General features: G+C 59.2%; 16 protein-coding genes and 2 pseudogenes. 5 read left to right on the forward strand and 13 right to left on the reverse strand.

Annotated elements, in window-relative coordinates; genetic code table 11:
* Positions 1-379: 379 nt before the first annotated feature.
* Positions 380-2,026 (reverse strand): caspase family protein, encoded by a 1,647-nt coding sequence (locus tag PWG15_RS33450; RefSeq protein ID WP_275027760.1) that lies wholly within the window; start codon positions 2,024-2,026, stop codon positions 380-382.
* Positions 2,027-2,041: 15 nt separating this feature from the next.
* Positions 2,042-2,227 carry a hypothetical protein gene (locus PWG15_RS33455; RefSeq protein WP_275027762.1) on the reverse strand — a complete coding sequence of 62 codons (186 nt, stop codon included), beginning with the start codon at positions 2,225-2,227 and terminating at the stop codon, positions 2,042-2,044.
* A 345-nt stretch (positions 2,228-2,572) separates the two neighbouring features.
* Between PWG15_RS33455 and PWG15_RS33460 the strand changes: the two genes are divergently transcribed.
* A complete protein-coding gene (locus tag PWG15_RS33460; protein ID WP_275027764.1) occupies positions 2,573-2,839 on the forward strand; it encodes a hypothetical protein in 267 nt (88 codons plus the stop codon).
* A 110-nt stretch (positions 2,840-2,949) separates the two neighbouring features.
* On the opposite strand, the gene PWG15_RS33465 is transcribed toward PWG15_RS33460, so the two are convergent.
* From PWG15_RS33465 to PWG15_RS33480, 4 genes and pseudogenes are all read right to left on the reverse strand, one after another.
* Positions 2,950-3,573, reverse strand: a complete 624-nt coding sequence (locus PWG15_RS33465) for a tetratricopeptide repeat protein (protein WP_275027765.1) — start codon at positions 3,571-3,573, stop codon at positions 2,950-2,952.
* 5 nt (positions 3,574-3,578) lie between these two features.
* A pseudogene (locus tag PWG15_RS33470) lies at positions 3,579-3,710 on the reverse strand (tetratricopeptide repeat protein); the annotation flags it as partial.
* 62 nt (positions 3,711-3,772) lie between these two features.
* Positions 3,773-4,141, reverse strand: coding sequence for an adenylate/guanylate cyclase domain-containing protein (locus PWG15_RS33475; protein WP_275027766.1), 369 nt, complete (start codon positions 4,139-4,141; stop codon positions 3,773-3,775).
* On the reverse strand, positions 4,120-4,332 hold the full coding sequence (locus PWG15_RS33480; RefSeq protein ID WP_275027767.1) for a hypothetical protein: 213 nt from the start codon (positions 4,330-4,332) through the stop codon (positions 4,120-4,122). The genes PWG15_RS33475 and PWG15_RS33480 overlap by 22 nt, the downstream gene beginning before the upstream one ends.
* A 94-nt stretch (positions 4,333-4,426) precedes the next feature.
* Between PWG15_RS33480 and PWG15_RS33485 the strand changes: the two genes are divergently transcribed.
* Entirely contained in the window at positions 4,427-4,702 is a 276-nt protein-coding gene (locus PWG15_RS33485) for a DUF4242 domain-containing protein (protein WP_060521340.1), read from the forward strand.
* Between the two features lie 376 nt (positions 4,703-5,078).
* Here the strand turns inward: PWG15_RS33485 and PWG15_RS33490 are convergent.
* Positions 5,079-5,207 (reverse strand): annotated as a pseudogene (locus tag PWG15_RS33490) (cold-shock protein); the annotation flags it as partial.
* A gap of 430 nt (positions 5,208-5,637) precedes the next feature.
* On the reverse strand, positions 5,638-5,859 hold the full coding sequence (locus PWG15_RS33495) for a hypothetical protein (RefSeq protein WP_275027768.1): 222 nt from the start codon (positions 5,857-5,859) through the stop codon (positions 5,638-5,640).
* A 495-nt stretch (positions 5,860-6,354) separates the two neighbouring features.
* Here PWG15_RS33495 and PWG15_RS33500 point away from each other — a divergent pair, with 495 nt between their 5' ends.
* Both PWG15_RS33500 and PWG15_RS33505 read left to right on the forward strand, forming a co-directional pair.
* The gene (locus PWG15_RS33500) at positions 6,355-6,513 is read left to right on the forward strand and encodes a hypothetical protein (protein WP_192372824.1); all 159 of its coding nucleotides are present in this window, start codon (positions 6,355-6,357) and stop codon (positions 6,511-6,513) included.
* Positions 6,514-6,547: 34 nt separating this feature from the next.
* The gene (locus PWG15_RS33505) at positions 6,548-6,811 is read left to right on the forward strand and encodes a hypothetical protein (RefSeq protein ID WP_275027770.1); all 264 of its coding nucleotides are present in this window, start codon (positions 6,548-6,550) and stop codon (positions 6,809-6,811) included.
* A gap of 96 nt (positions 6,812-6,907) precedes the next feature.
* On the opposite strand, the gene PWG15_RS33510 is transcribed toward PWG15_RS33505, so the two are convergent.
* The 3 genes from PWG15_RS33510 to PWG15_RS33520 all read right to left on the reverse strand — a co-directional run bounded on the left by PWG15_RS33510 (position 6,908) and on the right by PWG15_RS33520 (position 9,247).
* Positions 6,908-7,153, reverse strand: a complete 246-nt coding sequence (locus PWG15_RS33510) for a hypothetical protein (protein ID WP_275027771.1) — start codon at positions 7,151-7,153, stop codon at positions 6,908-6,910.
* A gap of 562 nt (positions 7,154-7,715) precedes the next feature.
* Complete coding sequence (locus PWG15_RS33515; RefSeq protein WP_275027772.1) at positions 7,716-8,813, reverse strand: IS1595 family transposase; 1,098 nt, start codon at positions 8,811-8,813, stop codon at positions 7,716-7,718.
* A gap of 125 nt (positions 8,814-8,938) precedes the next feature.
* Positions 8,939-9,247: a helix-turn-helix domain-containing protein gene (locus PWG15_RS33520; protein WP_342457083.1), complete on the reverse strand. Its 309-nt coding sequence runs from the start codon at positions 9,245-9,247 to the stop codon at positions 8,939-8,941.
* Positions 9,248-9,302: 55 nt separating this feature from the next.
* Here PWG15_RS33520 and PWG15_RS33525 point away from each other — a divergent pair, with 55 nt between their 5' ends.
* Positions 9,303-10,193 carry a LysR family transcriptional regulator gene (locus tag PWG15_RS33525; RefSeq protein ID WP_275027774.1) on the forward strand — a complete coding sequence of 297 codons (891 nt, stop codon included), beginning with the start codon at positions 9,303-9,305 and terminating at the stop codon, positions 10,191-10,193.
* A gap of 100 nt (positions 10,194-10,293) precedes the next feature.
* Here PWG15_RS33525 and PWG15_RS33530 read toward each other — a convergent pair whose 3' ends face one another.
* Together PWG15_RS33530 and PWG15_RS33535 are read right to left on the reverse strand one after the other, a co-directional pair.
* A complete protein-coding gene (locus PWG15_RS33530) occupies positions 10,294-11,352 on the reverse strand; it encodes an SIS domain-containing protein (RefSeq protein WP_275027775.1) in 1,059 nt (352 codons plus the stop codon).
* Between the two features lie 10 nt (positions 11,353-11,362).
* The gene (locus PWG15_RS33535) at positions 11,363-12,331 is read right to left on the reverse strand and encodes an ROK family protein (protein WP_275027777.1); all 969 of its coding nucleotides are present in this window, start codon (positions 12,329-12,331) and stop codon (positions 11,363-11,365) included.
* Between the last annotated feature and the right edge of the window lie 2 nt (positions 12,332-12,333).

A 12,333-nucleotide genomic window follows, 5' to 3' on the forward strand; every position in this document is an offset into this window, starting at 1 on the left:
ACGCAGCGCCCAGCGAAAGGGCTGCGTAGGATTTGCGTGTATCAGCTCACGCGGCAAGCCAGATCCGTGGGTCGGTTACAGCCTGCAGCGGCCCTTAACCGAAGCGCCTACGGGCAGCCAAGGTCAAGACCCTCAGGTATTTATGCTGCGGCGGGCCATTGACGAGCAAGAGCAGGTTCGGGTCGCGCGGGTCTAGCAACGACTACGATATACGTCATTCCGAGGCCATCGATCTTCGTCCGAAACTGAGCGGTGCGGATGGGTTAACAGGGCCTTATTCCAGCCGCTCGAAAGAGGTATCACTGTCGGTTCGCGAGATCGCTTGGAAGGCGCAGACCCGCCTGACGCGCATCGCAGATGCACGGACATCAGCCTCGCCCTACATCTTGGTCATGGTAATAACGCCTGAGCAGCCGCTGCCTGCTCCGGTCCCCTTGAACCTGCCGGTCCCTTTGCCTCCTTTTATCATGCCCGTTACGGTGTTGCCTCCTTTCCTCCCTTTATGGACGAAGGTGCTGGCAATATTGACGGACCCGTTGCTGGAGATCTTTCCTGAGAAGCTCGAGCTGGACGATACCACGCCGTTTCGTACGAAGAGGAGTGTCGAGAGTTCGCGCCAGTCGCCGCAGTCCGTCTTTGCATGCCGTGTTAAGTACCATGCGCCGTCGTAAGCACTCAGACCGGGCTCCACGCAGCGGTTGTCCCGAGCCACCGTTCCGTTGCCGCAGACGAGCGGACAGACGCGATTGCCGATCGCCATCAGCCCATTCAAAAGCTCCTCGGTCGGCGAGAGCGAGGCAAGCTTGAGCCCCCTGCGTACGGCGTATTCTTTCAGGGCCTTCTGACTGCTCTCACCCCACTTGCCGTCGATCTGGCTGAGGCATCCGATCCGCGCCAGTTGACTCTGGGTAGCGAGCGCCAGGTCCCCGGCAGCCATGTGGCCGGCGGACGAACCTGACGCCTGGGCCTCTGGGGTGGTCTGCTCGAGCGCGGCGACGTTGGTTTGGCTGGCGTTGTCTTTCGGGTCTACGGCGCGCTTGGAATCCGTCTTCTCCTGTTCCGTCGCCTGCCGTTCCTTTTCGCGTTCTGCGATTGCCGCAATCTTCAACTTCGCAAGCGTTGCGAACGCGCCATTGGGGTATTCCTGAAGGTATGCTTCAAAGAAGCTGCTTGCGGTCAGATCCTTGATGGAATTCCAGTAGGTTAGCTCCACGGTTCTGTCGGTATCTGTCGTCGCGACCGGGCTCGTCGCCGTGGCTGCAACTGGCGACGGATTGAGAACGACGGGGCCCGTCAGGGATGAGCTGTCCCAGGGAACCTGCTTGCCATCAGTGGCCTGTAAGACTGTGCGACGCACTGCAATCAGGTCATCCGTTATACTCTGCCCGGGCGTGCCGAGGTGGTTCAGCAGCGCCGTCGTGAAGGGGGAGTTTCTGCCAGCGCCGTCAAGAGCAACGTTTCCGGGCTGCGTGGCGAACGCAATCAGCGAGCCCACGCCGGTATCGAGTTTCGCCAACCCCCGGCCAACGGCCATGGATCGGGTTCCCATAGAGCGGGCCAATGTCGCAGCGAGTGGATTGTCGCGGCACGCATCCAGGAAGACCAGGCTGACCCTGGCGTTACGCTCCATTGCAGACAGCACAAGTTCTATCGGCAATGCCTCGAAATCCAAGTCGTTGTTTGAACGAAGCTGCGCGTCGACCGGGATCATGTAGTTGCCGCCGTTTACCTGCAGCCCATGACCGGCATAGAAAAACAGCGCTACGTCGGCGCCCTCGACCTTGCCGACAAATTCTCGGATCGACCGGCGCATTCCCGTAAGATCGAGGTCGCGGCCCGTGACGACCACGAACCCCAGTCCTGTCAGTTTCGACGTCATGTCGCTGGCGTCATTCTGGGGATTGGCAAGCGGCGGCGCATGCTGGTAGGCCGAGTTTCCGATGACCAAGGCGACGCGCTTATCGGCCCAAGCGTAAGAGCTTAAGAAAAAGAATGAGAGCAAGACGACCGCGCGAAGGTAACGCATGGGAGCCAGCCTGCATTACCGCCACTTCGGTGCGCGCTGCGCGTTGTTCAGGAGTTCGCGGGCTGTGGCGAACATCCCAAACAGGCGCGTCAAACGACGTTCCTCGTCGTCGCAAAGGCGGTATCGTTTGCAGAAATCATGAACGGACCAGACCTTCGTGGCAGCGTCGGTTTCGAGCTTTTCGGCTTCCAAGCGTTTCATGCTTGCCTCCTCCCTGCGCACCTGCACTCTATTAAAGTCTAATGTAGTTGAAAATAAACTGAGACATAGCCCAATCCGGCTAAAGCCCGCTGTTGAGGACGGCGGCTGCCCGGAGGAAGAGAGGCGTCTTTTCGAAGCGCGCTCCGCTTTCCGATGACCAGAAGATGTTCCTGCGCCCGCACCAGGCTCACCAGCCCAGCGCCATCAATTCCCAGGAACCGCGGCCTTTTTCTTCGATGGCGACGGTTGTCAAATCCGTAGGTACGATAGGGGCGCGTCGGATCGCATCAACGTTGACAGGGCCGGCGCGCTTTTCGGGATAGTTTCGCGTGCGGATGCGCTGCGATGGCAGCGAGATCGGGACATTGGGCCGACCTGCTGGCAGACAAGGTATCGGACACCTCGATCCCGATCGGGCATCCCGACGACACCGTTGGGCACATCGATATCATGATTGCGACCGACGCGGCGCGGACCCCCATCACAGATCCGGTTTCCGGAATGCTCGTCGGCCTCATCGCCCGCACGGATCTGCCTCGTCTCAGGCAATCCCATGAATCCGCTGAACTGGAACGGCGACCCTTTCTTGGAAGGACTTTTCCGGAGAGTTGAAACAGCGCGGCTCGGTACAGGTTTGTTATATCCCGACTGCTATTTTGGCTGCGTACCATCCATCTTGAGGTTGAGTTTCTCAACCCTGTTTCGTGGACGGTTCCTTGTTTTCATTGCGGCGTTTCCAGGTCCTTTGCCCGACGAAAGAGACGATCGGCTAGTTCCCAGTCACCCTTGAGCTGCGCCAGCAAGCCAAGATTGTAGTTTGTTTCCGGATCGTCCGGTCGCAGACGGAGGGCGGTGAGGTAGTGTTGCTCCGCAGCGGCGAGTTCGCCGTTTTCATGCAGCAGAACCGCCAGGTTGTTGTGCGCCTCGGCATACTCCGGACACGCAAGAATTGCGGCGCGATAATGCTCCTCGGCCTTGGCCCGATCGTCGCGTTCAAGCAACATCGCGTAGTTGTAATGCGCTTCGGCGTAGTCAGGCCGCAGAATGAGTGCTTGGGCGTAGTGTCCCTCAGCGCCCGCCGCGTTACCCTGCTTTTCGAGAAAGATGCCAAAGTTGTTGTGCGCCTCGGCAAAACCAGGTCGAAGGTGGATGGTCTCAATGTAGTGTTGTTCGGCTCCAAGTCGATCACCGGCGACATCGAGGAGACCGGCATACCGCAGCCATGCTTCCACATAGTCGGGACGCAGTTTGATCGCCTGGCTGTAATGGATCGCAGCCTCGGCCCGGTTTCCCTTGGTTCCAGGAGAATGGCCAGATTGTAGTGTGCCTCGGGATATTGCGGCCAAAGACGAAGTGCCTCGTGATAGTGCTGGATGGCGGCGTCGGCGTCGCCGTTCGCCTTGAAGAGGATGCCCAGATTGTTGTGAGCTTCCGGATAGTTGCTCCGAAGCCGAAGGGCCTCCTGGTAGCATCGCAGCTCCAATTGCGAAACCCTGCCTTTTGGATCCGAGAGACTGACGCCTTTCAGAAACCAATCCTCTGCCGTCAGCCTGTCTTCGGGCCGCGCTGCAAGCGCGGCCCGGTGACTGAAGACAGCCGATAGAGCAGCCTCGTCGGAAGAAAATCCCCTCTCAACTCAAAGAGCCCAGCCTCGCTGAACTCGTAGACCGGCAGGTCGATGAGCTCGAGGATCGTCTGTGTGACGAAAAGCGAATCCGGCTCTGCGCTGGATTCCACGCGCTTGGCGATATTGATCGCGCGTCCTACCCAGGCATCTTCCTCCTCCATTTGTGAGCATTCGCCGAAATGACAACCGACTCTGACGGGCAGATCCTGAGCGTTCGGGACCGAGAACAACGAGCGGCGCCGCTGCTTCCAGTAGGCGATGAGCTTCAGCCCGAAATGGACGGCCACATCCGCAGACTCAAACAGATACAGATGACCGTCACCGGTGAAATTTTCATGCCGCCATACTGGCTGGCGAGCGAGCGCGACAGGTAGCGATACTCGGTGATGACGTGCGTGACGGTGTCGCGAGCTACCTTGTTCCACACGGCGGAGTGTCGAACCAGGTCCGTGAAAACAGCGGCGAAGTAGATACTCATACCGTTCACCAGCGGAGCGCGCTATTATTTAGAGGATGCGCATATTGAAGAGGGTTTGACAACGCATTCGCTGAACCTGAAGGGGAGTCTGATCATGCCACAATATATGGTCGAGCGACACTTGCCGGGCATCACACCAGAGCAACTCATGGCCGCTGCGGGCCGCGCAAAGGCGGTAACCGCCGAGATGACACAGCAGGGAAAGCCGGTGCGCTATCTGCGCTCGACGTTTGTGCCGTCGGAGGAAAAATCCTTCTGCCTCTTCGACGCGCCCTCAGCCGAGCGGGTGCAAGAGGCAAATGAGCTTGCTCAGATTCCATTGCTGAAGATCACCGAAGTTGCGCACATCGCTTCAGAAGATCTGGCTTGAAGCCGAGGCTGGCTGGCGTGGGTCGGGCGGGTTGGAGAATTGGCGCGCGTTGTCTCCGATGTCCAAGAGCGTCAGCGAACCCTTCGAAACGAGTGTCTTGTACACGCCTCGGCGCTTCCTTATCTCAGATTTAATCCTCGACATGGAGCCTCGAGTTGGATCAGGTGGCAATGAAACTCACTACCGAGCGCGAGATCGAAATCATCCTGCCCACGCGCGATGAAGGGGACCCGCAGACCACTACGACCTGCCTGTGTTGTCAAAAGAAATGCCCGGCCTCGGTCATGGACGTCGACGGTTGTGGCATATGCGAGGAATGTCTCGCGCCTTAAGCATGCTCTGGGCGAGCGAGCTCCCGGAAAGATCGGCTAGGCGTTCAAGCTGGTCTGACGTTTTCGGCTCGCGATTTCCCCGTCTTTCGGTCTTGCCCAATGTCGTAGCTGACCTTCTGACCGTCTCGCAGCGGACCTGCGCCTTCGACTGCGGAAACATGGACAAACACGTCCTACGCCATATCCGCTTTCGGAGGCACGCGACCGAGCCATCAAATCATGACCGACCCCTACCACCTTACAAACGGGCTCCATGTTCCAGGGGAGGTACGTGGAGCCCGTCTTTGATCCTCGGGGCATGATCGGAGCGGCAGCGAATCTCCGCGACACCAATTTGTTCCGCAGCCAGGCCCGAAATACGGATCCCGGCCATTGAGATATTCTCGAATTTTCAGATAGATAGACGGCGCGCGAGGGACGTTCTGATCGACTTGCAAGTAGCGTCGTCGCGTGCTCGGGATCTTTCCCCTGAGGATGCGAGAGATACACTTCTTGACGCGGCGGGCATCATCCGGGCGCTGCGGATCATGCAAAATAATTTATGGTGATACCAAGCACCGGCTCGGCAAAGTCCTGAACAGAGCTCCGCAGCGCGGCCACAGTTCAGGCCTCAGCAACTACGATGTCGTCGCGGATCAGCCTCGCCAGCTCGTCTTCGTCGGTCACGCCGAACTCATACCAGCTGATCAGCGATTTGGCAGTGCGTCCGCCTTCTTGACTATCGGCGCGGTGGCCGCGCTCGTCGCACCAGTCTCGCAAGATCCGGCGAAGCACGACAATCGTTTCCGAGGTCACCGCCGATTTTGGCCAATCCGTCTTCCACATTGCCGCCGCCCCCTCTGAACAACCAACCCCATGCGGACTCTGGCGAGAATCACAAGCTGTGAAATCCACGGTTATCGAATACCGAGCCCGGCAATCCAACGAAGTCTATGCACCACCCCCTCAATGCGCTTGAACCTCCGCACCGGTTACGGAGGTCCAAGCCATGTGCGCGAATGAAAATGGAGGAATTGCGCGGCAATAAAAACAGCACTCTCTCATCTTTAACTTGTGCTTTTCTGGTGCGCAATCTCAAGTACATGATTGCAATTGCCCGTCTCGAAATCAATAAGATTTTATGAACAGTAGCTAATCAATTGGGGCTACTCTGGATTGCCGCGTGGATCAGGCGCGTGCCTCATAAGTCTTCAAACACGGGCTACGTCAGAGAGAAGTGCCCAGAAGCTTGCACATGCCAGCGGGCGGCCAGATCCATTCGGCGTAAGTCTCACTCAAGCAGAATGGAATATAACCCCTCAATCTTTAGGGGTTTAGGCGATGACATACGTGTTCGAAGTGGTCGACGAAGCGGGTGCGGTTCGCAACTACGTCGCCAAGTTCATGCGTCGGGAAGCGGACAAGTTGGTCGTAGAATACCGCGGGCTTCAGATGCGGTTCGCTATCTCGCACATCCGCGACTGGTGCGCCGTAGAATAAGGCCGCATCTCCGCGTTGCCAGGAGGCTAAAATAATGGCGAGCCGAGGAAAGATCATAGGTCTCTTAGCGGAGAGGGTCGTTCATATCGGCGGACTGAGTATCCCTCCGGGGCTTTACGCGGCGACGGTGAGAACATCGTTATCCAGCCAGCACCGGAAGAAAACCCTGGAGATCACGTATGAGCTCCATCTGAATGCCCGCGATCTTAAAGCGGTCCGCGGTTTCATCGCAGATGAACGCGGCGCCAGCATGGATGCGACAACAGCCGTCCAAAAGGGATATTTCACCATCGCCTGATGCGCGGTCGCGCCGAGGGTGAGCGGCCACATAGGAATATCGCGAATTTGTCTAAGGGCGGCCTAGCATTGTTTCCTCAACGACCAGGTCTATCGCTCACTCAGCGCTTTCTCCGTCGGACGTCTCGCTCGCAAGATCGTGGAGGGCCTGGGCATCCTCTGAGGCATACTCGGCGGACAGGATGATGGTGAGAAACGCAGCTCGGGCAATGTCTTTTTTCGAAGCATTTGGGTGCCGGGCCTTGACGGCTTCAATCAGGGCCCTTGGCTTCATACCCGGGACTGCCAGTTCCCTGATCGTTTCGGAGATGGTTTCGGTCTCGCGAAGCTTCTTCTCTCGCATTGGTACTCCCTGTGCTGACGTTCAACACTCATACCCGCGGTACATGAGAGATTTGTGATTTAATCCTGCTGGGCGGCTCGTCGGATGTGGCTAAGAGTTTGCTGTCGTCGCGAGATCTCATGGTCGATGTCCGCCATTCATCCGCCATAACGCCCGACATTGGTGGTGAACGGAGGCCCGAGATGTGCTCCCGCAAATCAACAAAACCGAACATCTGCTGCCGTCACGGTGGGAGTCGACTGTGTCGAACCGTTGACCTCGAGTCCCTCGGGACGCTGGTTGCCTTTCAATGTCGATCAATGAGGAACCCCTAAAATTAGAGGGAACAAAGATAGTCGGAGACCAGAACGAAGGCGCAACCATGCCGACAGTTATGGAAACGACTGCCGCAACATAAAGTCGAGTAAATCTGGAAGGAATGCGGACGAAGCCCACGTGACCTTGAACGGCCGGTTGCCGCGCCAGCGCTGTCAACAAACAAACTGCGCGACCTCATCGGGTTCATGTGCCGAGTTTGTTTCCGGTTTGTGCGTCTGGGATCGCATAATGTATCGGGCCCTTATCAACCAAAGACAGCGACCGCTGATTTGACGATGATGCCACCATCCGGACTTCTGCGCAGCTGACGGCCGGTCGCGACGCGAAAGATTTGCAGCAATTGCAGCGCCGGCGGCACGCGCGACCACAGGGTTTTCATCCGTTCCCTGCCATTTCGGCTTTTCCGAACAGCCTGGCCCGTCACAATGCGCTGTGACCAGCGGAAACCGATCTCGTGGAAATACAGGTCGGCGTGCTGCGGGCTGATATGATGAAAGACACCGGCGATGGTGCGGCGGACGCGGGCATTGAAACCTTCGACCGAATTGACATGAACGGCGTCACGAACGTATTCGCGGCTGGAATGCTTCACAGTGTCATGCCTGGCATAGTTCTCGCCAAGGGCCATGAACGCTGTCGCCTCATCGCTCATCAAGTAGGCGTCCGGGTCGATCTGCGCTTCGGCGGCGCGCGCCGCTGCACGGAGCGAAAGACCCGTCACCACCGCAGCACGCGCGTCACCGGCCGGAGTGCCGGGTGTGACGTCATCTGGCCGCTGCACGATCACCATGACCGGCGTCTTCTGGGTGTTCGGCAGACCTTTTCGGCCTCGGCCAGGCGGTGGATCGTCCGGATTTATTCTGGCTCGCCCGCCGAGATAAAAATGGTCGATCTCCACCGTGCCATCGAGCATGTGCTCGCGCGCCGCCATGAGACGCAGCGCGTGTCCCATCCGCCAGGCCGTCGGTTGGCTCACGCCCAGGGCCTCGGCCAGGCGCACCGAGGACAAACCTTTATCCGACTGCAGCATCAGCCACATGCCCTTCAGCCAGAGACTCAAAGGAAGCTTTGTGGAATGCAGCGGCGTGTGTGTCGTCACCGTAAACTGGAAGCGACAATCGCCGCTGGAGCATTGATAGAGACCCGGACGCGCACGCCGCTTGCCCATATCGCGCCCGGCGATTGCGATCGAGCGTTTGTAACCACAGGCAGGGCAAACTCTCCCGGCCGGCCACACCAGGCTTTCCAGCAATCGCCGGCACTGCTCCTCATCGCGAAAGGCCACGATCATATCTTCCGCGGTGCGAATGTTGGTAAGCGCTGCAAGCATCGTTTCCGCCATTCGTATCCCCCTCGGATCATGCCCGAAGAATCGCATGGCAAGCCCCTAGATAGCAAGGCTATTGCTGTCTTTGGTTGATAAAGGCCATGTATCGACCGGAACGTGGATAGCGCTGGACCGAAAGGCTAATCCGACTCTGCCTTTCGCATGATCTCAAACGGATCGGCGCCGATCGCGCGGCTTACCTTCACAAATTCAGCAGGATCCAACCGGCGCTCCCCAAGTTCAAACTTGGAAACGAACGTTTGGCGTTGGCCAATGCGCTCGCCCAATTCGACTTGAGTGATGTTCGCCGCTTTGCGGGCTGCAACGAGCCCGTCAATCATTCGACCGTAAACAATTGCGTGGAACGAAGACAAATTGGATCGCCAGTTTGAGAAAACTGACGTCTTCAATAAAACCGATTTTCGGATACCCCAAAATAGGGTATTCATGGTTGCACGCGAGCGGATCGCTCGCGTTTTCGTGGCCGTAGATCGGAGCATGAGCATGGAACTACGCCAACTGTCTTTTTTCGTCGCCGTGGCCGAAGAGCTGCATTTCAACCGTGCGGCCGCGCGGATGTGCATCGCGCAGCCGGCGCTGAGTGCGCACATCCAGGCGCTGGAGAAGGAGCTCGGCGTCCGGCTGCTCGAGCGATCGACGCGCCGGGTCGAGCTGACGCGGGCAGGGGCGGTATTCTACGATCGGGCGGTCCGGATCATTGGCGATGTAGGACTGTCGATGGATGTGGCGCGGTCTGTTGCCGGCAAGGCGGCGCGCACGATCAAGATCGGAACCGTCTATCCGGCGACCATAGGCGTGCTGCCGGCGTTTCTTTCGCGCATCGGCCGGAAGTTTCCCGACGTCGCCCTGCATGTGACGAGCGGCTCGACCAGCGACATCATCCGCGGACTAGAGAATGGCCAGATCAATCTCGGCTTCATCCGTCCGGTCGAAAACATCGGATCCTTGCGCTTCTTCTCGATCGCGCATGAGCGCTATCTGCTGGCGGTCGAAAAGACGAGCACGCTCGCACTTCGAAGCGAGGTTGACATCGAGGACCTTCGCTTAGAGAAGATCATCGCCTTTTCCCGTCAGAACCCTTCCTATTCCGAGCGCTATTTCTCCGAGATGTTCGAGACCCATGGGCTGACCGGCAACATCGCCTATAGCTGCGACGATACCTTTTCGCTGGTGTCTCTGGTCTCCGCCGGCCTTGGTATCGGATTTGCCCCGGAATGGACGAAGGATCTGCCGAACCGCAACTTCGAGCTTCGGCCCGTGCGCGGCGTTGATCTGAAGATCGGGCTTGGGGTTGCGTGGAATAGAGAGGATCCGACGGCATCACGGGACGACATCATCGACATTGCCCGGTCGCTGGCGCGGCCGGGCAGGTGAGGCGAGGAGGGCTGCTGATCGAGCGCGGCAGCTTGATCCGTCCCGCACCAAATCACGGTCGGAAGGGGCCGCTGGACGCAGCATTTGGCTCCCTCATCTCCTATTCGATCACAGTGATCTTCGAGCCGTTGAGGAACTTTGCGGGCTCAAAGCCTCGGGCAAGGGCCATGGGGACCATCAACAGCTGAATGGGAAGTATTTCCAATACGGGGAGCAATCCTTCGGCAACGGTCGGAAGAGGCAGGACCAGACCGTGACTGGAGGGTTCCGCTGCCGCGTTCGTGGGGGCGATGACAAGGCAGCCGCCTCCGAGGCGGGTGATATCGGCCACAGTCCTCAAGTTGAGATCGAGTGTCGCACCCGGGCCACCGAGGAACATCACGCTACGGAAACCCTCGCGGACCAGTTCCAGCGGGCCATGGCGAAATTGGCCCCCGGATAGCGCCTGCGTCGGTGCCTTTGCCGCTTCCGCGGTGACCAGGGCTGCCATTGCAGCACTGGCAAAGCTTGCACCGCGGCCGACGAAGGTCAGCGGAGCGTCGTGGCCGAGGAAGGCCAGCATCTCGTCGAGTTTTGCGGGCAGGGAGGCAAGGAGTGCATCGACGGCGCCGGCGAGCGTCGCAATCTCTTCGGCGAGCGCATCGGCGTGACCGGTCAGAATGCGCTCAAGGATGTAGAGGGCCGCAAGCCCAGCGGTATAGGTCTTGGTCGAAACGGTCTGCTCGGGGCCGACCTCGGTTGCCATCGATAGGGTGGCCCAACACGAAAGCGTGTTGTCACGCGGATTGGTAATTGCGACCTTGACGCTCACACCGGCGTCCAATTCCGTCATGCGGCACAGCTCGACGCTTTCACCCGACTGAGAGATGGCGATGACCATCGCACCGGAGCGCAAAAGGGCGGGCGTCTGCTGGATTAGCTCGGACGTATCCCAAAGCGACACGGGAACCGGTAGCGACTGGCTGAGCCGCAGCCAGGTGCCATAGGCGCTGTACAGAGATCCGCCCATGCCCGTAAGGATGACGTGCTGCACGTCGCCCCGATCGATCGCGGCACGGATGGCCTGAACCTTCTCGATGAGGTCAGGCGTTACAAGCTGAGCCAGCTTGCGGATTGCGGCCGGCTGTTCGGCGATTTCGTCGAGATAGGATTGGGACACGGGAACTCCATCATGCCTGGGGGATAAGAAAGATCTGGGCTGCGGCGCCTATGATGCCGGCATCGTTGCCGAGCGAAGCGAGCGAGAATCGAACTGGCGCGAGATACATGTCGAGGCCGCAAAGCCTGGCTTCACGTTCGAGCGGCGCTAGCAGGAGGTCGCCGGCGGCACTCAAGCCGCCGCCAAGCAGGATGACATCCGGCGCGAAGATCTGCGCCCAGGTTGCAGCACCCCGGCCGAGCCACCGGCCGACATCGGCAAGCATCGCCCTTGCAGCGGTATCGCCGTCAAGCGCCGCCATGATGACATCTGAAGCATCGGCTTCGCGCCCGAGTTCACGTGCCCTTGCGGCGATCGCGCTGTCGGGAACCTCGATACAATAGCGTCGCGCGATGCTGTTCAACGCATCCCCGGATGCCAGCGATTCCAGGCATCCGACGCATCCCTGACGACAGGGCTGGCCCTCGCTACCGGAGATGATGAGCTGTCCGGCGTTCCCAAGACCCCCGCCGGATGTGATGAAGGGTTTTCCGTCGACAGTCAGGGCAACGCCGATGCCAGTTCCGGCCGCGATCAACAGAAGACGTCCGGCATCCTTGTCCTTGCCGAACATTGCCTCCGCAAGGCCGGCCGCGGTCCCGTCATTTTCCATCCGGGCGGGGAGGAAAAATTGTGCACCGATGCGTTCCGCCAGGGGAAAGTCGTCGAGGGCAGGGATATTGCCGAGATCGCCGGAGAGATTGTCCGGATGGATGCGGCCCGGAAAGCCGATGCCGATCCCGCGCGGTCTTGCCTGCGGCTGCGCGGCCATGATCTCCCGGATCGCTTCCGCATAGTGGTCGACGATGACATCGGCATCGTCAGCGTCGCCGACGACGATGCGACGCCTCTCGACGATGTCACCCCCTGCCGAGACAAGTCCGATCTTGGTGCTGCCGCCGCCAATGTCGATACCGATTGCGAAATCCTGATCCGGCACTG

The sequence above is a fragment of the Ensifer adhaerens genome (assembly GCF_028993555.1).
Taxonomy (GTDB): Bacteria; Pseudomonadota; Alphaproteobacteria; order Rhizobiales; family Rhizobiaceae; genus Ensifer; species Ensifer adhaerens_I.

What these genes read in the sequence shown, in the direction of transcription:
- PWG15_RS33515 (WP_275027772.1), bottom strand. Translation starts at nt 8,813, where the DNA reads ATGGCGGAAACGATGCTTGCAGCGCTTACCAACATTCGCACCGCGGAA.
- PWG15_RS33505 (WP_275027770.1), top strand. Translation starts at nt 6,548, where the DNA reads ATGGCGAGCCGAGGAAAGATCATAGGTCTCTTAGCGGAGAGGGTCGTT.
- PWG15_RS33485 (WP_060521340.1), top strand. Translation starts at nt 4,427, where the DNA reads ATGCCACAATATATGGTCGAGCGACACTTGCCGGGCATCACACCAGAG.
- PWG15_RS33455 (WP_275027762.1), bottom strand. Translation starts at nt 2,227, where the DNA reads ATGAAACGCTTGGAAGCCGAAAAGCTCGAAACCGACGCTGCCACGAAG.
- PWG15_RS33500 (WP_192372824.1), top strand. Translation starts at nt 6,355, where the DNA reads ATGACATACGTGTTCGAAGTGGTCGACGAAGCGGGTGCGGTTCGCAAC.
- PWG15_RS33495 (WP_275027768.1), bottom strand. Translation starts at nt 5,859, where the DNA reads ATGTGGAAGACGGATTGGCCAAAATCGGCGGTGACCTCGGAAACGATT.
- PWG15_RS33510 (WP_275027771.1), bottom strand. Translation starts at nt 7,153, where the DNA reads ATGCGAGAGAAGAAGCTTCGCGAGACCGAAACCATCTCCGAAACGATC.
- PWG15_RS33480 (WP_275027767.1), bottom strand. Translation starts at nt 4,332, where the DNA reads ATGAGTATCTACTTCGCCGCTGTTTTCACGGACCTGGTTCGACACTCC.
- PWG15_RS33525 (WP_275027774.1), top strand. Translation starts at nt 9,303, where the DNA reads ATGGAACTACGCCAACTGTCTTTTTTCGTCGCCGTGGCCGAAGAGCTG.
- PWG15_RS33520 (WP_342457083.1), bottom strand. Translation starts at nt 9,247, where the DNA reads ATGAATACCCTATTTTGGGGTATCCGAAAATCGGTTTTATTGAAGACG.
- PWG15_RS33460 (WP_275027764.1), top strand. Translation starts at nt 2,573, where the DNA reads ATGGCAGCGAGATCGGGACATTGGGCCGACCTGCTGGCAGACAAGGTA.
- PWG15_RS33450 (WP_275027760.1), bottom strand. Translation starts at nt 2,026, where the DNA reads ATGCGTTACCTTCGCGCGGTCGTCTTGCTCTCATTCTTTTTCTTAAGC.